This window comes from Pseudomonas sp. Ors-4-3C, from assembly GCF_055755035.1.
Map to the genome: position 1 here is coordinate 5147040 of NZ_CM146900.1, position 22073 is coordinate 5169112.

Annotated in this window: 18 protein-coding genes; 5 read left to right on the forward strand and 13 right to left on the reverse strand. The window is 62.6% G+C overall.

Annotated elements, in window-relative coordinates; translation table 11 throughout:
• Nucleotides 1–41: 41 nt before the first annotated feature.
• Nucleotides 42–1097, reverse strand: coding sequence for an HAD family hydrolase (locus ACVHNU_RS23325; protein WP_003229167.1), 1056 nt, complete (start codon nt 1095–1097; stop codon nt 42–44).
• A 241-nt stretch (nt 1098–1338) separates the two neighbouring features.
• Here ACVHNU_RS23325 and ACVHNU_RS23330 point away from each other — a divergent pair, with 241 nt between their 5' ends.
• Complete coding sequence (locus ACVHNU_RS23330) at nt 1339–2730, forward strand: L-cystine transporter (RefSeq protein WP_003229168.1); 1392 nt, start codon at nt 1339–1341, stop codon at nt 2728–2730.
• Nucleotides 2731–2834: 104 nt separating this feature from the next.
• Here ACVHNU_RS23330 and ACVHNU_RS23335 read toward each other — a convergent pair whose 3' ends face one another.
• Complete coding sequence (locus tag ACVHNU_RS23335; protein ID WP_473018381.1) at nt 2835–3347, reverse strand: dihydrofolate reductase; 513 nt, start codon at nt 3345–3347, stop codon at nt 2835–2837.
• Nucleotides 3348–3432: 85 nt separating this feature from the next.
• Between ACVHNU_RS23335 and ACVHNU_RS23340 the strand changes: the two genes are divergently transcribed.
• Both ACVHNU_RS23340 and ACVHNU_RS23345 read left to right on the forward strand, forming a co-directional pair.
• Nucleotides 3433–4806, forward strand: coding sequence for a DUF2868 domain-containing protein (locus ACVHNU_RS23340; RefSeq protein ID WP_473018382.1), 1374 nt, complete (start codon nt 3433–3435; stop codon nt 4804–4806).
• Nucleotides 4799–6175, forward strand: coding sequence for a GTPase/DUF3482 domain-containing protein (locus ACVHNU_RS23345; protein ID WP_103484307.1), 1377 nt, complete (start codon nt 4799–4801; stop codon nt 6173–6175). The genes ACVHNU_RS23340 and ACVHNU_RS23345 overlap by 8 nt, the downstream gene beginning before the upstream one ends.
• A gap of 122 nt (nt 6176–6297) precedes the next feature.
• Here the strand turns inward: ACVHNU_RS23345 and ACVHNU_RS23350 are convergent, their stop codons facing one another.
• The 7 genes from ACVHNU_RS23350 to ACVHNU_RS23380 form a co-directional block, all read right to left on the reverse strand.
• Nucleotides 6298–6855, reverse strand: coding sequence for a phosphonate degradation HD-domain oxygenase (locus tag ACVHNU_RS23350; protein WP_473018383.1), 558 nt, complete (start codon nt 6853–6855; stop codon nt 6298–6300).
• A complete protein-coding gene (locus ACVHNU_RS23355) occupies nt 6855–7988 on the reverse strand; it encodes a TIGR03364 family FAD-dependent oxidoreductase (protein WP_473018384.1) in 1134 nt (377 codons plus the stop codon). The genes ACVHNU_RS23350 and ACVHNU_RS23355 overlap by 1 nt, the downstream gene beginning before the upstream one ends.
• Nucleotides 7989–8134: 146 nt before the next feature.
• Entirely contained in the window at nt 8135–9160 is a 1026-nt protein-coding gene (locus tag ACVHNU_RS23360) for a putative 2-aminoethylphosphonate ABC transporter substrate-binding protein (RefSeq protein ID WP_103484310.1), read from the reverse strand.
• Between the two features lie 47 nt (nt 9161–9207).
• Nucleotides 9208–10932, reverse strand: a complete 1725-nt coding sequence (locus ACVHNU_RS23365) for a putative 2-aminoethylphosphonate ABC transporter permease subunit (protein ID WP_473018385.1) — start codon at nt 10930–10932, stop codon at nt 9208–9210.
• Complete coding sequence (locus ACVHNU_RS23370) at nt 10932–12008, reverse strand: putative 2-aminoethylphosphonate ABC transporter ATP-binding protein (RefSeq protein WP_003229183.1); 1077 nt, start codon at nt 12006–12008, stop codon at nt 10932–10934. The genes ACVHNU_RS23365 and ACVHNU_RS23370 overlap by 1 nt, the downstream gene beginning before the upstream one ends.
• Before the next feature lie 239 nt (nt 12009–12247).
• Complete coding sequence (locus ACVHNU_RS23375; RefSeq protein ID WP_041072184.1) at nt 12248–13111, reverse strand: LysR family transcriptional regulator; 864 nt, start codon at nt 13109–13111, stop codon at nt 12248–12250.
• 16 nt (nt 13112–13127) lie between these two features.
• Entirely contained in the window at nt 13128–15383 is a 2256-nt protein-coding gene (locus tag ACVHNU_RS23380) for a heavy metal translocating P-type ATPase (protein ID WP_473018386.1), read from the reverse strand.
• A gap of 84 nt (nt 15384–15467) precedes the next feature.
• On the opposite strand from ACVHNU_RS23380, the gene cadR reads away from it, so the two are divergent.
• Nucleotides 15468–15917, forward strand: a complete 450-nt coding sequence (gene cadR, locus ACVHNU_RS23385; RefSeq protein ID WP_473018387.1) for a Cd(II)/Pb(II)-responsive transcriptional regulator — start codon at nt 15468–15470, stop codon at nt 15915–15917.
• 123 nt (nt 15918–16040) lie between these two features.
• Here cadR and ACVHNU_RS23390 read toward each other — a convergent pair whose 3' ends face one another.
• The 3 genes from ACVHNU_RS23390 to ACVHNU_RS23400 all read right to left on the reverse strand — a co-directional run bounded on the left by ACVHNU_RS23390 (nt 16041) and on the right by ACVHNU_RS23400 (nt 18754).
• A complete protein-coding gene (locus ACVHNU_RS23390) occupies nt 16041–17012 on the reverse strand; it encodes a thymidylate synthase (protein ID WP_047596629.1) in 972 nt (323 codons plus the stop codon).
• Between the two features lie 50 nt (nt 17013–17062).
• The gene (lgt, locus tag ACVHNU_RS23395; RefSeq protein ID WP_003229193.1) at nt 17063–17878 is read right to left on the reverse strand and encodes a prolipoprotein diacylglyceryl transferase; all 816 of its coding nucleotides are present in this window, start codon (nt 17876–17878) and stop codon (nt 17063–17065) included.
• A gap of 93 nt (nt 17879–17971) precedes the next feature.
• Nucleotides 17972–18754: a sulfite exporter TauE/SafE family protein gene (locus tag ACVHNU_RS23400; RefSeq protein ID WP_103521532.1), complete on the reverse strand. Its 783-nt coding sequence runs from the start codon at nt 18752–18754 to the stop codon at nt 17972–17974.
• Nucleotides 18755–18884: 130 nt separating this feature from the next.
• Between ACVHNU_RS23400 and ACVHNU_RS23405 the strand changes: the two genes are divergently transcribed.
• Nucleotides 18885–19631, forward strand: a complete 747-nt coding sequence (locus ACVHNU_RS23405) for an NRDE family protein (RefSeq protein ID WP_473018388.1) — start codon at nt 18885–18887, stop codon at nt 19629–19631.
• A gap of 159 nt (nt 19632–19790) precedes the next feature.
• Here the strand turns inward: ACVHNU_RS23405 and ptsP are convergent, their stop codons facing one another.
• On the reverse strand, nt 19791–22070 hold the full coding sequence (gene ptsP, locus ACVHNU_RS23410; RefSeq protein WP_003229199.1) for a phosphoenolpyruvate--protein phosphotransferase: 2280 nt from the start codon (nt 22068–22070) through the stop codon (nt 19791–19793).
• Nucleotides 22071–22073 lie beyond the last annotated feature (3 nt).

The following is a 22073-nucleotide window of genomic DNA, read 5'->3' on the forward strand; positions in this document are numbered from 1 at the left end:
TCAGTGATTCTGGAATCTGCGCTCCAACACAGAATTGGGTCTTACTGAATTTCTTCTGGCTTCACGATCACCCAGTTCTTGTCCGCCGTCACCGGCAACCCTTCCTTGGCCTGCGCTGCCGCGTTCTTGGTCATCATGCCGTTGAGCTGGGTCATGTATTTGTCTTTGCGGTTGACCCACAAGTGGATGCCGCCCTTGGCCACGTCAACACTGTGGAACAACATGTAACCGTCGCTGGTCGGGGTATCGCCGCCCACCAGTACAGGTTTTTTCCACTCGTCGATGTAGGTCAGGATCGCCGCGTGCTTGCCGGCCATCCAGGTCGCCGGGGTCCACAGGTACGGGGTCAGTTCGAGACCGAGGTTGGCTTTCTCGTCATATTTGCCGGCGGTGATCTGTTTGCGTGCGGTGGTCAGCTCGCCAGTTTCTCGGTTCTTCAGCAATGTGCTCACGCCGATCACGTTCTGCGGTTTGACGTTGTAGCCGTACTTCGGATCAGCCGCGACCATGCGCACCAGCTCTTCGGAGGCGGCGGTCATCACGTAGACCTCAATGCCGTTCTCCATCAGTTTGTTGTACAGCTCGGCCTGACCGGTAAAGACTTTGGGTGGCTGCACCTCAAGGTTCTTGACCACGTCACCGTCGTAATAAGTGGTCGGCACCGGTTTGCCCGAGGCCATCAGCTCATCGACGTAGCCTTTGAGTTCCTTGAGGGTGAAGCCGGAGAACACCTGCGCCACCCATGGGTAGCAGACCATGTCGTCGACTTCGCACAGGCGATAGTAATAGCTGAACAGGCTTTCCTTATGGTCAGCGGTGTCCTTGAACGGCATCAGTTTCAGGGAGGGATCAAGCGTCTCGCGGGTGATCAGCCCCTTGTTTTCCATGAACGGCAACAAGGACTCTTCGAGGTCATAGCGGTAGCTGGTGTTGTCCATGTCGAACACCGCGTAGTTACCCTTGTTGGCGTTGGCCGCGATCATCGCGTCCAGTGCCTTGGCCTGATCCGCCGGCCAGTGCTTCAGATCGGTGGCGAATGCGTGAGCGGCCAAGCCCAGTCCAAGAACCACAGCGAGCATTTTCGGTGCGAACTTCATCGGCGTTTTCTCCCTGACTGAAAGACATCGACGCTAACAAATAAGTGTGACAATCCTCGTCTGTCAGCGACCGCTTACGTCTCCTCAACGCCAGCTGCATTGCCGAGAGCGACAGGCGCTTATTCCAAAAACGACGGACGACCTGCGATTTCGGTATTAATTCATTGGAAATCAAACTGTTAGGCTTGCCGGTTCGCAGTTGCCCAAGAAGGCGACTGGCACAAGTCTTATCGGAGTCTTCATGAATCTGCCGCTGATCCTCAATCTGCTGGTGTTCCTCGCCCTGCTCTTCGGTCTGGCGCAAACCCGCCACACTACGTGGAGCCTGGCGAAAAAAGTCCTGCTCGCGCTGGTGCTCGGCGTGGTATTTGGTGTTGCCCTGCACACCGTTTACGGTGCCGGCAACCCGGTGCTGAAAGCCTCGATCGGCTGGTTCGATCTGGTCGGCAACGGCTACGTGCAGTTGCTGCAAATGATCGTGATCCCGCTGGTGTTCGCCTCGATCCTCAGTGCGGTGGCACGGCTGCACAACGCCTCGTCGCTGGGCAAGATCAGCTTCCTGACCATCGGTACGCTGCTGTTCACCACTGCGATTGCGGCGCTGATCGGTATCGGTCTGACCAACCTGTTCGGCCTCACCGCCGAAGGTCTGGTCGCCGGCACTCAGGAAATGGCCCGTCTGCAAACCATTCAGACCGACTACGCCGGCAAGGTTGCCGACCTGAATGTGCCGCAGCTGCTGCTGTCGTTCATTCCGCAGAACCCGTTCGCCGACCTGGCCCGGGCCAAGCCGACCTCGATCATCAGCGTGGTGATCTTCGCCGCGTTCCTCGGGGTCGCGGCGCTGCAACTGCTCAAGGATGATGTCGAGAAAGGTCAGAAAGTGATCAACGCCATCGACACCCTGCAAGCCTGGGTGATGCGTCTGGTGCGTCTGGTGATGAAGCTGACCCCGTACGGCGTGCTGGCGCTGATGACCAAAGTGGTCGCCGGTTCCAACCTGCAGGACATCATCAAGCTCGGCAGTTTCGTGGTGGTCTCGTACCTCGGTCTGGGCCTGATGTTCGTGGTGCATGGCCTGCTGGTGTCGGCGGCCGGGATCAACCCGCTGCGGTTCTTCCGCAAGATCTGGCCAGTGCTGACGTTCGCGTTCACCAGCCGTTCCAGCGCGGCGAGCATTCCGCTGAGCATCGAAGCGCAGACCCGTCGCCTGGGCATTCCGCAGTCGATCGCCAGTTTCGCCGCCTCGTTCGGTGCGACCATCGGCCAGAACGGTTGCGCCGGTCTGTACCCGGCGATGTTGGCGGTGATGGTTGCGCCAACCGTCGGCATCAACCCGCTGGACCCGCTGTGGATCGCGACGCTGGTGGCGATTGTGACCCTGAGTTCCGCCGGTGTGGCTGGTGTTGGCGGTGGCGCGACGTTTGCTGCGCTGATCGTGCTGCCGGCGATGGGCTTGCCGGTGTCACTGGTGGCGCTGCTGATTTCGGTGGAGCCGCTGATCGACATGGGTCGTACGGCGTTGAACGTGAGTGGTTCGATCACGGCCGGTGCGATTACCAGCCAAGTGATGCAGCAGACCGATAAAGCACTGCTGGATGCGGATGAGCATGCGGAGCTGGCGCAGGCTTAAATTCTTCTTTGCCTGACCTGCCCTCTTCGCGAGCAAGCCCGCTCCCACATTGGATCTGTGATCGACACAAATCCAATGTGGGAGCGGGCTTGCTCGCGAAGCTCTTAAGCCTTTTCCCAGACTTCGAAGCTGTACGCGGGCTTGTCGCCCTCAGCCGGATTCGGCACATTCGACACCAGTCTCCACTGGTTCGGATCGAACTCCGGAAACCACGCATCACCCTCCGGACTCAGCGCCACTCGGGTCAGGTACAGACGATCCGCCTGCGCCAGCCCTTGCGCATACAACTGCGCGCCGCCAATCAGCATCAACTCATCGATACCCTGCGCTTTCGCCCACTCCTCGGCGCGAACCAGCGCGGTTTCCAGTGACGGATACACCTCCGCCCCTTCCAGCAGCAGATCCGGCTGACGGCTGACCACGATGTTCAAGCGCCCCGGCAGCGGACGGCCGAGGGAATCCCAGGTCTTGCGACCCATGATGATCGGCTTGCCGAGGGTCGTGGCCTTGAAGTATTTGAAGTCCCCCGGCAGGTGCCAGGGCATGCTGTTGTCGACGCCGATCACGCGGTTTTCACCGAGGGCTGCGATCAGGCTGAGGGGGAGTGATTTAGTCATGCCGGCGAGGATACCAGAGCCTCGCTTGACCCGATAAGCGCCACAGCGGTTATGCTCACTGCTCAATCGAGCAACGGAATGGCGCGTGACTGAACTGACTCCACTGCAAAACCTCTGGCTGACCGAAACCATCCGCCTGCACGAAGAACACGCAGGTCCCCTGGAGGATCTGGAAGCCAATCGACTGGCCCGCGCGGCCGGCGGCGATCTGCCGGGCCGTATTCAACGCCGCGCCGTGTGGCTGGCCGAGCGCGACGGGCTGAGCGCAGCACTCCACCACTGGCTGCAAGGCGCGCGTCTGGCGCTGGTGCTGCTGGTCATTTTCGCGTTGCTGAGCGGCGCCGGTCTGGCCTTCGCCGCGCTGAGCCAGACGCCGGTCAATGTGTTCTGGGCCCTGGGCAGTCTGCTCGGACTGAACCTGATTCTGCTGCTGAGCTGGGCGCTGGGGCTGATCTTTGCCGGTGAACACGGCGCCACCCTTGGGCGCTTGTGGCTGTGGCTCAGCGAAAAACTCGCCCGCGATGCCAAAGCCGCGCAACTCGCGCCGGCCCTGCTGCTGATGTTGCAGCGCAGGAAACTCAATCGCTGGGCGCTCGGCACTTTGGTCAATGGCCTGTGGTTGCTGGCGATGCTCAGCGCGCTGCTGTTGCTGCTGACACTGATGGCGACCCGGCGCTACGGTTTCGTCTGGGAAACCACCATTCTCGGCGCCGACACCTTTATCAACCTGACCCAAGCCCTCGGCGCGCTGCCGGCACTGCTCGGCTTCAACGTACCAACCGTGGAGATGATCCGCGCCAGTGGCGGTGCAGCGCTGGATATCGAAAGCGCGCGACAGGCCTGGGCGACCTGGCTGGTCGGCGTACTGGTGGTCTACGGCGTGCTGCCGCGCCTGCTGCTGGCGCTGTTGTGTTTCTGGCGCTGGAGTCGCGGCAAAGCCGCGCTGACGCTGGACCTGAACTTGCCCGGTTACGCCCAGTTGCGTGAGCGGCTGATGCCGACCAGCGAACGCCTCGGCATCAACGACGCGGCGCCTGCGCAGTTGCATCGCGTTGAAAGCAGCGTCAGCGAACACGCCAGCGACGGCGCTTTGCTGGTGGCCATCGAACTCGACGATCAGCGCCCGTGGCCACCGGCCCTGCCGAAAACCGTGAGCAACGCCGGGATTCTCGACAGCCGCGAATCACGGCACAAACTGCTCGAACAGCTCAGCCGTTTCCCTCCGGCGCGCCTGCTGATCGCCTGCGATCCTCGGCGCTCGCCGGATCGCGGCAGCCTCGCGCTGATCGCCGAACTGGCGCGCAACGCCAGCGCCACCCGGGTCTGGCTGCTGCAAGCACCGCCCGGCGAAGCGCTGGACAGTGCCCGTCTCGGCGACTGGCACGTTGCGCTGCAACAACTGGAGTTGCCGTTCGCCGATTGCGCACCGATGAACTGGCTGGAGAGCGGTCATGACTGATGCCCGGAAAGCGCCGCTGAAACTCGCGGTGGTCGGCCACACCAACGTCGGCAAGACCTCGCTGCTGCGCACCCTGACCCGCGACGTCGGCTTCGGCGAAGTCTCGCACCGGCCGAGCACCACTCGACATGTCGAGGGTGCGCGGTTGTCGGTGGACGGCGAGCCGTTGCTCGATCTCTACGACACCCCGGGGCTGGAAGACGCCATCGCCCTGCTGGATTTCCTTGAGCGTCTGGAACGCCCCGGCGAACGCCTCGACGGCCCGGCGCGACTGGCGCGGTTTCTCGACGGCAGCGAAGCACGTCAGCGTTTCGAACAGGAGGCGAAAGTGCTGCGACAGCTACTCGCCTCCGACGCCGGTCTGTATGTGATCGACGCCCGCGAACCGGTGCTGGCCAAGTATCGTGACGAACTCGAAGTGCTCGCCAGTTGCGGTAAACCGCTGCTGCCGGTGCTGAATTTCGTCAGCAGCGCCAACCATCGCGAGCCGGACTGGCGCGAAGCGTTGGCGCGGCTTGGCCTGCATGCGCTGGTGCGCTTCGACAGCGTGGCGCCGCCGGAAGATGGCGAGCGGCGACTGTACGAAAGCCTTGCGCTGCTGCTGGAAAACGCCCGTCCGCAACTGGAGCGCTTGATCGCCGATCAACAGGCCCAGCGCCTCGCCCGCCAACAAAGTGCGGCGCGTTTGATCGCCGAATTGCTGATCGACTGCGCCGCCTGCCGACGCAGTGTGGTCAGCGAGGCCGAGCAGGAGCAGCAAGCGATCAGCGAACTGCGCAAGGCCGTGCGCCAGCGTGAACAGAAATGCGTCGAAGCGTTGCTCAAGCTCTATGCGTTTCGCCCGCAGGATGCGGCGGCCAGTGATCTGCCGTTGCTCGATGGGCGTTGGGGCGATGATCTGTTCAACCCGGAAACCCTGAAGCAACTCGGCGTGCGCGTGGGCGGCGGGATTGCGGCCGGTGCCGCGGCGGGGGCTGGCGTGGATTTGCTGGTCGGCGGCATTACCCTCGGTGCGGCGGCATTGGCCGGGGCGATTGCCGGCGGCGCCCTGCAAACCGCGCGCAGTTATGGCAGCCGCTTGCTGGGCAAGATCAAGGGACAGCGGGAATTGACCGTGGATGACGGGGTGCTGCGGCTGTTGGCGTTGCGTCAGCGCCAACTGTTGCTGGCGCTCGATCAGCGCGGACATGCGGCGATGGAAGCGGTTCAGGTCGCCACCCCGCAGGACAAGACCTGGCGCGAGGGCAAGCTGCCTGAAGCGTTGCACAAGGCACGGGCGCATCCGCAGTGGTCTTCGCTCAATCCGCATCCGAAGTTGAATCAGGCGGAGCGGCAGGAGCAGATTGATCTTTTGGCTGCAGATTTGTAGCGCCTGATCTGGCCTCTTCGCGAGCAAGCCCGCTCCCACAGTTTGATCGCATTCCTTATGGTGGAACTCGGTCGAATGTGGGAGCGGGCTTGCTCGCGAATGGCGCGACTCGGTGACACGGATTACGCCGCCAGCAGGCGCACCGCCTTCTTCTTCAATACTCCCAGATCCATCACCGGCACCGCCCTCTCCTTGGCCAACTCATCCCACTGCCGCATGCGCAAACTCACGGTACACAACGGATCGCGCTCAAACGCATCCGCCTCAGCCTCGCTCATCACCCCGCCCTGATATTCCAGGGTCCGGCGACTGGCCTCACTTAACCGCTCGAAATACCCCGGCTCGCGTAAGGTCAGATACCGCTTGGCCTCAACGTGATATTCCACCAGCCGCGCCATACGCTCGCTGAATCCCGCCTCACGCAAATAATCCGCGCCCAGCCGCTCATGGCTGACCACGCCATAACCGCCCATGTTCTCGGCACCTTCGGCACACAAATGGCCGATGTCGTGGAAGAACGCGGCGAGCACCACTTCATCATCAAAGCCTTCAGCCATCGCCAACTGCGCGGCCTGAGACATGTGTTCGATCTGCGACACCGGCTCGCCGATGTAATCACTGGCACCAAAGCGTTCATACAGCGCAAACACCCGGTCAACGACTTGCGCATGCCCCGCCATCACATTTCCTCCAGCAATTGCGCCACGTTGCGCTCGGCCAGTGCCGGACCGACGCTCATGCCGACGCCGGTGTGCATCAGCGCCACACTCAAGCCCGGTGCCGGGCGCAGGAATGAGAACGGCCCCGGCCCACGGGCACCGTAGACGCCCTGCCAGCGCTCGACCACTTGCACCTTGCAGCCCAGCGTGTGCTCGGCCAGTTCGAGCATCCAGTTGTCCACTTGCTCGGCGTTGAACGGCGACGGATCGCTGCCGTAATGGTGCGAGTCGCCGATGATCAGCTCGCCATACGGCGTCGGACTGATCAGCAGGTGAATGCCGTTGTCGTGCAGGTGCGGTTGTTCGCGCAGGATCTGTGCCTGCACCGCTGCCGCCTCTGGCAAATCGGCGAAGGCGCCGTAGTGCACGCAGCTCAAACCGGTGAGCAAGGCGTGTTGCAGATTCAGCTCGATCTGCGGTTTGGCGCGGAGCATTTGCAGGCAGCAGATCTGCGGGTCGAGCGTGGCAATCGGCTCGGCCAGCAGGGTCTGATAATCGTGGCCGGAGCAGACGATGATTTGCTGCGCCGTGAAACTACCGGCGGTGCTGTGCAGACGTCCTGGCTCGACGTCACGCACCAGCGTGCTGAAGTGAAACTCGACGCCGAGGTCGCGGCGCAGATAATCGATCAGCGCCGGGATCGCTTCCCGCGAGTACAACTGTTGATCGTCCACGCCGTGTAACGCAGCGCGATGATGGCTGAACTGGCCGTGGTACAGATCACGCAAGGCGGCGCCACGCAGCAAGGCGACGTTGTAACCGTGTTCCACGGCGCGGCCGTTGCAGAAGGCTTCGAGCAATTGCTCTTCGGCTTCGCTGCGGGCGAACAGGTACGAGCCGTTGCGCTTGATCTGCAGACCGGCGAGTTGCGCCCAGTCGCCCCAGATCTCGCGGCTGGCCTTGGCCAGTTCGAGCATCGGCCCGGGTGGCTGGCCGGTGACCAGCGCCTGACCGAAGTTGCGCACCGAGGCGCCGAGGGGCGTGGCGGTGCGCTCGAAAACGCTGACCTTGAGGCCGCGTTTAGCGGCGGCGTAAGCGTGGGACAGGCCGAGGATGCCGGCGCCGACGATCAGCAGGTCTTTGTGTTGGGTCATGGAGATTTTCCCTGAATGGGAGACCGCCTTCGCGAGCAAGCCCGCTCCCACAGGGGATTCTTGGTGCCCACAAAATAGGTGTTCACTGAAGATCCAATGTGGGAGCGGGCTTGCTCGCGAAGAGGCCCTGTCAGTCGATAAAGAACTTACTTGGCAACGACTTTCTCGGACTTGCCGTCATAACGCTTGCGCCATTCGGTCAGGATCTCGTCGCGGTTCTTCGAGGCCCAGGCGAAGTCGTTCTTGATCAGACGCTGCTCGTAGTCGGCCGGCAGTTCGGTCTGCGGCTTGGCGATGCCCGGCTGAGCGAGGACGGCGAAGTTCTCTTTGTACAGATCCATCGCCTCGGCGCTGGCGGAGAAGTCCGCGAGTTTTTTCGCCGCTTCTTCATGCGGGGTGCCTTTGATCACGGCAGTCGCCTCGATCTCCCAGCCCAGGCCTTCTTTCGGCAGGATGATGTCCAGCGGCGCGCCCTGACGCTTCAGCTGAACGGCTGGATACTCAAAGGAAATGCCGATCGGGAACTCACCCGCAGCGGCCAGTTTGCAAGGCTTGGAACCGGAGTGAACGTACTGGCCGATGTTCTGGTGCAGACCGTCCATGTAGGCCCAGCCCTGTTTCTCACCGAAGGTTTGCAGCCAGGCGCTGACGTCGAGGAAACCGGTGCCGGAGGACGCCGGGTTCGGCATGACGATCTTGCCCTTGTACTCAGGCTTGGTCAGATCCTGCCAGCTCACCGGTTTGCTCAAGCCCTGCTTCTCGGCTTCGACGGTGTTGAAGCAAATGGTCGCGGCCCACACGTCCATGCCGACCCAGGCTGGCGGGTTGGCGGCGTCGCGGTAGTTCGCGCCGATCTTGCCCAGATCCTTCGGTGCGTAGCTTTGCAGCATGCCTTGCTGATCGAGGATCGCCAGGCTCGAAGCGGCCAGCCCCCACACCGCGTCAGCCTGCGGACGGGCCTTTTCGGCCAGCAGTTTGGCGGTGATGATCCCTGTGGAATCACGCACCCACTTGATCTCGACGTCCGGGTTGGCCTTCTCGAACGCGGCTTTGTAAGCGGTCAGTTGCTCGGCTTCGAGGGCGGTGTACACCGTCAACTCGGTTTTTGCCGCGAAGGCATTCAGGCTGAAAGTAGCGAGCACAGCAGCGGCCAGGGCCATAGGCTTGAACATGATCGTTTTCCTGTCGGTGAGTTGAGGCTGTAGGGATAAATCGTCAATCAGTGACCGGGCGCGGTTTGCCGCCAGGCCTGGGAACGGCGCAGCAAGCCGCGCGAAGCCCACGCCAGCAGCAAGGACACGCCTGCCGAGGTGAACAGAATCAGGGTCGACATCGCCGCCGCGCCGCCGACGTTGCCGGCGTCATCCATGTTCAGCACCGCCACCGCCGCGAGGATGGTGTCGGGGCTGTAGAGGAAGATCGCCGCCGACACCGTGGTCATCGCCGAGACAAACAGGTAGCGCACGATGTCCAGCAGCGCCGGCAGGCAGATCGGCACGGTGACGCGCAGGTAATGGCGATACAGCGGCGCCTTGAGCGACAGCGCGGCGGCTTCGAACTCGGCGTCGAGCTGGCGCAGCGCGGTGGTCGCGGTCATTTGCGCGGTGGTCAGATAGTGCGCAATGGTGCAGACGATCAGCAGCGTCATCGTGCCGTACAGCACATGCAGCGGGTTGCCGCTGAGGTTGAAGAAGAAGACGTAACCCAGGCCAAGCACCAGCCCCGGCACCGCCATCGGCACAAAACTGAGCATGCGCAGGGTCAGGTTGAGGCCGCGTTGGCTGCGGGTTTTCTCCATCAGGTAAGCGCCAGTGAAGATCAGCACACTGCCGATCAGTGCCGTGCCCAGCGCCATCTTCAAGCTGTTGCCGTAGGCCAGCCAGCCACCGCCGGCGGTCTCGTTGAACTGATAGTGATTGAGCGACAGCGACAGGTTGTACGGCCAGAACTTCACCAGCGAGGAAAACACCGCCATGCCGAACACCAGCAACAGCGCCGCGCTGATCAACAAAACAATTGCCAGATAACAGCCATCACGCAATTTCGACGGTGCCGGTTTGAACACCTGGGCGCGGCCGCTCATGGAATCGCCGTGACGCCGACGCAGCCAGGCATCGACGCCGAAGCTGAACAGCGCCGGCAGCAACAGCACCATGCCGATCAGCGCCCCGCGACCGAATTGTTGCTGGCCGACCACGGCTTTGTAGGCTTCCAGCGCCAGCACTTGATAGTCGCCACCGACCACCACCGGCACGCCGAAATCGGTGATGGTCAGGGTGAACACCAGACAGAACGCAGCGAATACCGCTTGGCGGGTCGCCGGCCAGGTGATGCTGCGGAACGCCTTGGCCGGACTGGCGCCCATGCTCGACGCCGCATCGAACAGCCGCGCATCGGCCAGCGACAGCGCCGAGAGCAGAATCATCAGCGCATGCGGAAAGGTGTAGATCACCTCACCCAGCACGATCCCCCAGAACCCGTAGATGTTGTCCGAGAGCAGCCCGCGCAACATGCCCTGATTGCCGAAAAGATAGACCAATGCGATACCCGGCAGCATCGACGGCGCCATCAATGGCAGCAGGGAAATCCCGCGCCAGATGCCCTTGGCCGGAATCAGTGTGCGTTGCAGGGCGTAGGCAAACAGGTAGGCCAGCGGTACGACGATGGCCGCAACGCTGAGCGAAACTTTCAGGCTGTTGCCGAGCAGCCAGTGGAAATTCTCGCTGGTCACCAGCTCCTTGGCGGCGAGCCAGCCACCGCCCTGCCCGGCCTCGCTGCTGAAGCCGCGCCAGAAGATCGCCAGCAATGGCAGCAGCACGGCGACACCGAGCAGCAACAGCAGCAGGAGTTTGCCGCCGAGGACGAAGATCCGGTCACCGACCTCGGCCCCGGACACTCGCCGCGCCTGCTTGTGCGGTAGCGGCAGTGCGATGTTCGCGCTCATCAGGCAAACACCTGCAGGCTGCGCGGTGGCAAGGCGACCATGATCTGCTGGGCACCGAGGCGCGGCATGGCTTCCGGCGCCAGTTCAGCGAGCAGCGCGTGGCCCGGCAATTGGTCGAGTTCGAAGCTCATGCGGCAGCGATTGCCGAGAAAGGTGATCTCGCGAACCTTGGCCGGGAACAGGTTTTCTTCGTGCACTAGCGGATTGACGCTGATTGCTTCCGGACGGCAGAACAGTCGGCCCGAGGCGCCGCTGACGCTGCCATCAGCCAGACGCACATCCATCCCGCCAACCCGGGCGTGACTGGCGCTGCTGCGCTGGAACGGCAACCAGTTGCCCTGCCCGACGAACTCGGCCACGAACGGCGTGGCCGGGCGGTTGTAGATTTCCTGCGGGGTGGCGTACTGCTCGACCCGGCCGTTGTTCATCACGGCGATGCGGTCGGCCATCAGCATGGCTTCGTCCTGATTGTGCGTGACCATCAGGGTGGTGATGCCGAGGTTGCGCTGCAGTTGGCGCAGCTCGGTGCACAGATGCTCGCGCACTCGGGCATCAAGGGCCGACATCGGTTCATCGAGCAACAGCAGCGACGGCGCCGGGGCCAGGGCACGAGCCAGTGCGACCCGCTGTTGCTGACCGCCGGACAATTGGCCCGGGTACTTTTTTTCACTGCCGGTGAGGCCGACCAGTTCCAGCATCTGACCGACGCGACGACGTACTTCGTCACGACCACTGCCGGCGAGGCCGTAGGCAATGTTCGCTTCGACGGTCAGATTGGGGAACAGCGCGTAGGACTGAAACAGGATGCCGTAGTCCCGGGCCTGCGGCGCGAGGTGCGAAACATCGCGGTCGCCGAGGTACAACTCGCCGCTGTCCTGCTTCTCCAGCCCGGCGATGCAGCGCAGCAGCGTGGTCTTGCCACAGCCCGACGGGCCGAGCAGACACACCAGCTCACCGGCCGCGACATCGAGGGAGACGTTATCCAGTGCGGTGAACGCGCCGAAGCGCTTCTGCACGCCGCGCACTTTCATCGGCGCACCGGGGTTGGTCAGGGCAGTTGCGATTGCAGGATTCATGGACAGACCTCATCAAGCTGATGGGGCCAATCCTAGAGTTGTAATGCGTCCGTCATGTGGCAGTGAGGCAAAAACGGCTGATAGTGGTATTCGGGGATTTTGGTTCAGGTTTCAAGTCATGTGTTGCCTGGCCTGACGCCTTCGCGAGCAAGCCCGCTCCCACATTGGATTTGTGTTGTGAACACTATCCTGTGGGAGCGGGCTTGCTCGCGAAGAGGCCGGCATGGGCACTGAAGAAATCAGGCCGGAGACATTTCCTGAGCCAACCCGAGAAACGCCGCCGGCAACCGCGCACCCTTGCGCTCCTTGAGGCAATACAGATACTCGGGAATCTGCGGCGCATTCTCGATGGTCAGCACCCGCAATTGCGGATCATGCGGCACTTCCTGGCGGGCAATGATGCTGATGCCGATATTGCGCAGCACCGCCTCGCGGATCGACTCGCGGCTGCCGATCTCCAGCAGCGGGCCAAAACTGACTCCGGCGCTTTCCAGCAACTCCTCGGTCAGGCGGCGGGTGGTCGAACCGGACTCGCGCATCAGCAAGGTATGCCCGGCCAGCGCGCTCAACGCCACATGTTCCTGCGCCGCCAGCGGATGGTTGCGATGCACCGCCAGCACCAGCGGATCGCTACCCAATACCCGGCGAATCAAGCGCGCATCCTCAAGCAACTGCGACGACGCCGCGACATCCACCCGGTAATCCTCCAGCGCTTCGAGCACCTGCTGCGAGTTGCCGATTTCCACCGACACTTCCACCTGCGGCAAGCGCTCGCGGAAGGTTTTCACCAGATCGAGGATGTAATACGGCGCGGTGGCAGCGATGCGCAGCGTGCCCTGCACCTGACCGCTGTTGCGCAGGAAGAACTCGATATCGGCCTCCTGCTGCAACAGCGCCTTGACCATCGGCAGCAGCCGCGCGCCTTCGTCGCTGACACTCAGGCGCCGACCGCCACGGTAGAACAGCTCCACCGAGTACTGACTTTCCAGATTACGGATCTGCGTGGTCACGGTGGGTTGGCTGAGGCCGAGCTTTTTCGCCGCCAGCGTAATGCTGCCCAGGCGGGCGACCATATAAAACGCTTTCAGCTCGGCACTCAGCACAACCATCCCTCATCGTCTATTTGCGCAGCAGGCGCAAACCGTTGAACACCACCAGCAGGCTCACGCCCATGTCGGCAAACACCGCCATCCACATGGTGGCGAGTCCGGCGAAGGTTACCCCAAGAAAGATAGCCTTGATCAGCAGTGCCAACGCGATGTTCTGTTTCAAGATGCTCGCGGTGTCGCGCGACAGGCTGATGAACGCGGGGATCTTGCGCAGATCGTCGTCCATCAGGGCGACATCGGCGGTTTCAATCGCGGTGTCGGTACCGGCGGCCGCCATGGCGAAACCGATTTCGGCCCGCGCCAGTGCCGGCGCGTCGTTGATACCGTCGCCGACCATGCCGACCCGATGGCCTTTGCCGTAAAGCTCTTCTATAGCTTGCAGTTTGTCGGTCGGCAGCAAGTCGCCCTTGGCCTGATCGATGCCGACCTGCGCCGCAATGGCTTGCGCGGTGTGCACGTTGTCACCGGTGAGCATCAGGGTTTTCACGCCCAGCGCGTGCAACTGGCGGATCGCTTCGCGGCTGGATTCCTTGACCGTGTCGGCCACGGCGAACAGTGCCAGCGGGCCGGAACTGTCGAGCAGCAACACCACGGACTTGCCCTGTTTCTCCAGCGCAAACAGCTTCTCTTCCAGTTGCGGCGAGCACAGGCCCAGCTCTTCAACCAGACGGTGGTTGCCCAAGTGATAGGTCTGGCCGTTGACCTGGCCCTTCACACCACGCCCGGCCAGCGCTTCGAAGTTATCCACAGTCAGCACGGCGAGGTTTTTATCCACAGCCGCATTGGCGATGGCCAGCGACACCGGGTGATCGGAACGCCCGGCCAGCGCGGCGGCAATCGCCGGGGCTGTGGCGTCAGCGGTCGGGTCCAGCGACAGGTAATCGGTCTGCACCGGTTTGCCGTGGGTGATCGTGCCGGTCTTGTCCAGCGCCAGATAATCGAGCTTGAAACCGCCCTCCAGATACACGCCACCCTTGACCAGAATGCCTTTGCGCGCCGCTGCCGCGAGGCCGCTGACGATGGTCACCGGGGTGGAAATCACCAGTGCACAGGGACACGCCACCACCAGCAGCACCAGCGCACGGTAGATCCAGTCGAACCACACTGCGCCCATGAACAGCGGCGGAATGATCGCCACGGCCAGCGCCAGCACGAACACCACCGGGGTGTAGATTTTCGAGAACTGATCGACAAAGCGCTGAGTCGGTGCCCGTGCGCCTTGAGCCTGCTCAACGGCGTGGATGATCCGCGCCAGGGTCGAGTTGTTCGCCGCCGCAGTCACCGTGTACTCCAGCGAGCCGGCCTGGTTGATGGTGCCGGCGAAGACTTTGTCGCCGATGGTTTTCTCCACCGGCAGGCTTTCGCCGGTGATCGGCGCTTGATCGATGGTCGAACTGCCGCTGACCACTTCACCGTCCAGCGCGATACGCTCGCCGGGTTTTACCCGCACGCGGGCGCCAATTTGGACGCTTTTAACCTCTTGTTCGACCCAGTTGCCGTCGGCTTGCTGCACCGTGGCCTGTTCCGGGGTCATCTGCATCAGACCGCTGATGGCGTTGCGCGCACGATCCAGCGAGCGCGCTTCGATCAGCTCGGCCACGGTGAACAGGAACATCACCATCGCCGCTTCCGGCCACTGCCCGATCAGCACCGCACCGGTCACCGCGATGCTCATCAGTGCGTTGATGTTGAGATTGTGGTTCTTCAGGGCGATCCAGCCCTTTTTATAGGTGGTCAGGCCGCCGCTGAGGATCGAGATCAGCGCAATGATCGCCACCACCCAGGTCGGCGCGGCGTTGGTGAAGTGGATCACTTCAGCCGCCAGCGCACCAACGCCGGACAGCGCCAGGGGCCACCAGTGTTTTTTCACCGGCGCCGGGGCCGGGGCTTCGACGCCCGCCTCCAGCGGTTCGGCGTGCATGCCCAGCGAGGTAATCGCCTCGGTAATCGGCGCGGTGTCCGGCAGATTGTGGGTCACGCCGAGCACGCGGTTGATCAGGTTGAATTCCAGCTGCTGCACACCGGCCAGTTTGCCGAGCTTGTTCTGGATCAGCGTCTGCTCGGTCGGGCAGTCCATCGCCTCGATGCGGAAACTGCTCAGTCGGGCGTCAGCGCTGGTCTTTTCGCTCAGTTGCACCCGCGCAGGCGCGGCGGCTTTCGACGCGCAGCAGGAATCGCCACCGTGGTCATGCTTATGCACAGGCTGCAATTTGTGGCTGTGGTCGTGTCCCGCGTGGGATTTGTGGTTGTGCTGGGAATCGCTCATTGGTCGCGTCCATAAAGGTGCCTGTTGCCAAGTAAAGACCCTGTAGCCACTATAGGGTCAAGCACCCTTTTGGAGATTGCCGTCATGAAGATCGGAGAACTGGCCAAACTCACCGACTGCGCCGTGGAAACCATCCGCTATTACGAGCGCGAAAACCTGCTGCCGGAACCGGCGCGCAGCGACGGTAACTACCGCGTCTACACCCAGGCCCACGCCGAACGCCTGACTTTCATCCGCAACTGCCGCACCCTCGACATGACCCTCGAAGAGATCCGCAGCCTGCTGACCTTGCGCGACAGCCCGCAGGGCCAGTGCGAAAACGTCAATGCGCTGATCGACGAGCATATCCAGCATGTAAAGGCGCGAATTGATGGCTTGCTGGCGTTGCAGACACAACTGCTCGACCTGCGCCAACGCTGTGGCGAAGGGCCAGGGGCGGATCAGTGCGGGATTTTGCAGCGGCTGGAGGTGAGTGGCGGGGTTGTGGCGACGGAAGTCGAACACTCCCATGTGGGCCGTAGCCACGGCCATTAAGAACACCCTAAAACACTGTGGGAGCGAGCTTGCTCGCGAAAGCGGTAGTTCAGTCAATATTTCTATCAACTGACACTCCGCCTTCGCGAGCAAGCTCGCTCCCACAGGTTTTTGTATTGCTTGTCAGACCGCCATCGGCGCGGTCATTGGCGCGTGGTGCTCATAGCCTTCCAGCGAGAAATCGCTCGGTTCTACCAACTCCAGCCACTCCGGCTGATACACACCGGTCTTGGCGAACTCCGGCACGCGGTCGGAGATCTTCAGTTTCGGCATGGCGAACGGTTCGCGCTTGAGCTGTTCGTTGAGCATGTCCAGGTGGTTTTCGTAGACGTGGGCGTCACCGATGAAATAGGTGAACCAGCGCGGCGTGTAGCCGGTCAGGCGCCCGATCAGGCTCAGCAGCGCAGCGCCTTCGGTGAGGTTGAACGGCGTGCCCAGACCCAGGTCGTTGGAGCGGATGTACAGGGTCAGGGAGATTTCCTTGGTCTCGACGTTCGGGTGGAACTGGTACAGCAGATGGCACGGCGGCAGGGCCATCTCATCGAGCTGGGCGACGTTCCAGCCGTGGAACAGGATGCGGCGACTGCCCGGGTCCTTGATGATCGTGTCGACGCACTGGCGTACCTGGTCGATGGCTTTGTACAGCACCACGTAAGCCTGGCCGTCTTCTTCGCCCTGGGCGATCTGCTTGTAGCCGTTGCTCAGGGTTTGTTCGATGGCGGCGGTGTTGCTCAGCGGGATCTGCTTGTACGCCGGCCATTTGCGCCATTGCACGCCGTAGATTTCGCCGAGGTCGTCTTCGCCCTGACGGAACGGGTTGGCCAGCCACTGCGCATTTTCGTTGGCGTTCTGATCCCAGACCTTGCAGCCCAGCGCACGGAATTCAGCGGCGTTGTTCACGCCACGCAGAAAACCGCACATCTCGCCGATGGCCGATTTGAAGGCCATCTTGCGGGTGGTGATCGCCGGAAAGCCTTCCTGCAGATCGAAACGCAGCATCGCACCCGGGAAGCTGATGGTGTTGATGCCGGTGCGGTTGGCCTGTTTGGTGCCGTTCTGAATGACGTGCGAGACCAGTTCGAGATATTGCTTCATGAGTTACCTGTGTCCTTTGAGCCCCGGCGTCGCGCGCCGGGGTTCGTAGTTTAAGCGGTCGGCGCGAGCGGTGCTGCCGGCGCGCGACGATAGGCCAGCCAGATCAGGAACAGTCCGGCGACAATCATCGGTACGCACAGCACTTGCCCCATGGTCAGCCAGTTCCAGGCCAGGTAGCCCAGTTGCGCGTCCGGCACGCGGACGAACTCGACGATGAAACGGAAAATGCCGTAAAAAAGCGCGAACATGCCGGATACCGCCATGGTCGGGCGCGGTTTACGCGAGAACAGCCACAGGATCAGGAACAGCGCCACGCCTTCGAGCGCGAACTGATACAGCTGCGACGGGTGACGCGGCAGCTGCGCCGGATCGCTGAACGGCGGGAAGATCATCGCCCACGGCACGTCGGTCGGCTTGCCCCACAGCTCGGCATTGATGAAGTTGCCGATGCGCCCGGCGCCCAGACCGATCGGCACCATCGGCGCAACGAAGTCCATCAGCTGGAAGAAGGTCTTGCCGTTACGCTTGCCGAACCACAGCGCGGCGAGCATCACGCCGATGAATCCGCCGTGGAACGACATGCCGCCCTTCCACACTTCGAAAATCAGCGTCGGGTTGGCGATGTACGCGCTCAGGTCATAGAACAGCACGTAACCCAGACGTCCACCGACAATCACCCCCATCGACAGCCAGAACACCAGATCGGAGAGCTTCTCCTTGGTCCAGGTCGGGTCGAAACGGTTGAGCCGGCTCGACGCCAGCAGCCATGCGCCGCCGATGCCGACGAGGTACATCAGGCCGTACCAGTGGATTTTCAGCGGACCGATGGCCAGGGCCACCGGGTCGATCTGCGGGTAAGGCAGCATTGCGACTCCTCGTTAGAGTTGAAACCAAAATTCCCGGGCGACGCTGCCACCTCAGGATTAAGCCAGGATTGCGGCCTGCTCTGAACCAGCAGGTCAGAGCAGGAAATTCAGGCCCACGCAGAACAGCAAAGCGGCGAACAGCCGTTTCAGCAAGCGCGGCGACAATCTGTGGGCCAGGCGCGCGCCGAGACGGGCGAAGACCATGCTGGTCAGGGCAATGCCCAGCAGCGCCGGCAAATAAACAAAACCGAGACTATGCGGCGGCAACAACGAATCGTGCCAGCCCAGAATCATGAAACTTAATGCACTGACCAGAGCGATCGGCAGGCCACAGGCTGACGAGGTCGCCACGGCTTGCTGCATCGGCACGCTGCGCCAGGTCAGAAACGGCACGGTCAGCGAACCGCCGCCGACGCCAAAAATCGCCGAGGCCCAACCGATTATGCTCCCGGCCACGGTCAGACCGAGTTTGCCGGGGACGGTTCGACTGGCCTTGGGTTTGATGTCCAGCGCCAACTGCAGCGAGATCACCAAGGCAAACACGCCGATGATCTTTTGCAGGTTCGGCCCGGAAATCGCCTCGGCCGTCAGCGCACCGAAACCGGCGCCGAGCAGTATGCCAACCGCCATCCACTTGAAAATCGGCCAGCGCACGGCGCCACGCCGGTGGTGTTCGCGCACGGCATTGACCGAGGTGAAGATGATCGTCGCCAGCGACGTGCCAACCGCCAGATGTGTAAGGATCGACTGATCGAAACCCTGCAAGGTAAAACTGAACACCAGCACCGGGACAATAATGATCCCGCCGCCCACCCCGAACAGCCCGGCCAGCACGCCTGCACAGGCGCCCAGCGCCAGATAGAGCAGAAATTCCACGGCCGTCTCCCAGACGCATCCCCAAAACCGGAGCGGCATGGTAACGGATGCACACCCTCTGGCGGAACTGGCGATGGATGCACGGACGCTGACTGCGTAGAGTGAGCAAAAAACACACAAGGACCACCTTATGTGCCTGATTGTTTTCGCCTGGCGCCCGGGCCATGCCCGGCCGCTGATCGTCGCGGCCAACCGTGACGAGTTCTACGCCCGCCCGAGCCTGCCGCTGGCGCCATGGGCCGACGCGCCGCACGTGCACGCGGGGCGCGATCTTGAGGCTGGCGGCACCTGGCTGGGAATCGGCGCCAATGGGCGCTTTGCCGCGCTGACCAATATCCGCGATCCGCACCAGCCACCGGCGCGCAAGTCGCGGGGGGAGCTGGTGGCGCGGTTTCTCACGGGCGATGCGTCGATTGATGATTATTTGCGCGATGTGGTCGCTCGCGCGCCGGAATACGCCGGGTTCAACCTGCTGCTGGGCAATGCCCATGAGCTGTGGCACTTCAATGCGCGGACGTCCGAGCCGGTGATGCTCGAGCCGGGGATCTACGGGCTATCGAATGCCGGGCTGGATACGCCGTGGCCGAAACTGCTCAAGGCCAAGGCTGCACTGAGTGCGGTGCTGGATGATCCACAGCCTGCGCGGTTACTGGAGCTGCTGGGCGATGCGCAGACCGCGCCGTTTGCCGAACTGCCGGATACCGGGGTCGGGCTGGCCACCGAATCGCTGCTGTCGAGTGTGTTCATTGCCAGCCAGAGTTATGGCACACGGGCGAGTACGGCGTTGATTGTGCAGGCGGACGGCACGCGGCGAATGGTCGAGCGCAGTTTCGGGCCGTATGGCGGGCATTTGGGCGAGGTTGAAATCAATACCTGAAAACGTGCAACCATTGTGGCGAGGGAGCTTGCTCCCGCTCGGGTGCGAAGCAGCCGCAACACAGCAAATGCGATCTCTCAGAAGAATCTCATTGACCGAATTGGGAGCGCTCCGCACTCCAGCGGGAGCAAGCTCCCTCGCCACAGGGCCATTAGCCTTTTAAAGGGCCTTGTTGACCGCCGGCGGATTCATCTTCGACAACCCGAGATTCTTCAGCGCCAGTTGCAGCGAGCTGTGGATCACTTGCGGGTTGTCGATGGTCATCAGCTCGGCCAGCAGATCCTTGGCCTTGCTCAGGTTGATCTGACGCAGCATCCACTTCACTTTCGGCAGGTTGGTGGCGTTCATCGACAGGCTGTCGAAGCCCATCGCCATCAACAGCACCGCCGCCGCCGGATCACCGGCCATTTCGCCGCAGATACTCACCGGTTTGCCTTCGGCATGCGCGTCGCGCACCACGGTTTGCAGGGCTTGCAGCACTGCCGGGTGCAGGTAGTCGTAGAGATCGGCCACCCGCGGGTTGTTGCGGTCGACCGCCAACAGGTACTGGGTCAGGTCGTTGGAGCCGACCGACAGGAAGTCCACCTGCCGCGCCAGTTCCTTGGTCTGGTACACCGCGGCCGGAATTTCGATCATCACCCCGATCGGCGGCATCGGCACGTCGGTGCCTTCGTCGCGCACTTCGCCCCAGGCCCGGTGGATCAGGTGCAGGGCTTCTTCGAGTTCGTGGGTGCCGGAGATCATCGGCAGCAGGATCCGCAGATTGTTCAGGCCTTCGCTGGCCTTGAGCATCGCGCGGGTCTGCACCAGGAAGATTTCCGGGTGGTCGAGGGTCACGCGAATCCCGCGCCAGCCGAGGAACGGGTTGTCTTCCTTGATCGGGAAGTACGACAGCGACTTGTCACCGCCGATGTCCAGGCTGCGCATGGTCACCGGTTGCGGGTGGAACGCGGCGAGCTGTTCGCGGTAGATCGCCAGCTGTTCCTTTTCGCTCGGGAAGCGCTGATTGATCATGAACGGCACTTCGGTGCGGTACAGGCCGACACCTTCGGCGCCACGCTTTTGTGCCCGCGCCACATCGGCCAGCAGGCCAGTGTTGACCCACAGCGGCATGCGGTGGCCATCGAGGGTCACGCACGGCAGATCACGCAGGGTGTCGAGGCCCAGCGCCAGTTGTTTCTCTTCTTCGACCACCTCGGCGAACTGCTTGCGCAGGACGTCGCTGGGGTTGGTGTAGACCTCGCCGCGGGTGCCATCGACGATCACCTCGATGCCGTCGACCTTGGCGTACGGCAGGTCGACCAGGCCCATCACCGTCGGAATGCCCATGGCCCGGGCCAGGATCGCGACGTGGGAGTTACCCGAACCAAGGACCGACACCAGACCGACCAGCGTGCCTTCCGGCACCTCGCCGAGCATGGCCGGCGTCAGCTCTTCGCTGACCAGAATGGTTTTTTCCGGGTAGACCAGGTTCTGCTGACGCTCTTCCTGCAGATACGCCAGCAGGCGCCGACCGAGGTCTTTGACGTCCGACGCGCGCTCGCGCAGGTAGGCGTCGTCCATCAGTTCGAAACGGTTGACGTGATCGGTGACCACCTGACGCAGTGCGCCCTGGGCCCATTGGCCGGTCTTGATCACGGTGGTGACTTCGCTGCCCAGCGAGGCATCGTCGAGCATCATCAGGTAAACGTCGAACAGCGCGCGTTCTTCCGGGCGCAGCTGGGTCGCGAGCTTGGCGGACAACGCGCGCATGTCGGCGCGCACGCCTTCGATGGCGGTCTTGAACAGCGCCAGCTCAGCGTCGATGTCGGTGATGTGCTTGTCCGGCACCACGTCCAGATCCGCCGGCGGCAGCATGACCACCGCGGTACCGACGGCAGCACCCGGCGAACCCGGTACGCCGACGAACTTGGCTTCCTGAATGCCCTTGCCCTGACGGCCCAGACCGCGGATCGAGCCGGTGGCCTCGGCGTGGGCGATAACGCCGGCGAGCTGCGCGCTCATGGTCACGAGGAAGGCTTCCTCACCTTCGTCGAACTGGCGGCGTTCTTTCTGCTGGATGACCAACACGCCGACGACGCGGCGGTGGTGAATGATCGGCGCCCCGAGGAACGAGGCGTAGCGCTCCTCGCCGGTCTCGGCGAAGTAGCGGTAGCGCGGGTGATCCGCGGCGTTTTCGAGGTTCAGGGGTTCTTCACGCGTGCCGACCAGACCCACCAGACCTTCGTTGGGTGCCATGCTGACTTTGCCGATCGAGCGCTTGTTCAAGCCCTCGGTGGCCATCAGGACGAAGCGGTTGGTCTCGGGATCAAGCAGGTAGACCGAGCAGACCTGGCTGCCCATGGCCTCTTTGACGCGCAACACAATAATCCCCAACGCCGCCTTGAGATCCTTGGCGGAGTTAACTTCCTGGACGATCTTGCGCAGCGTATTGAGCATGGC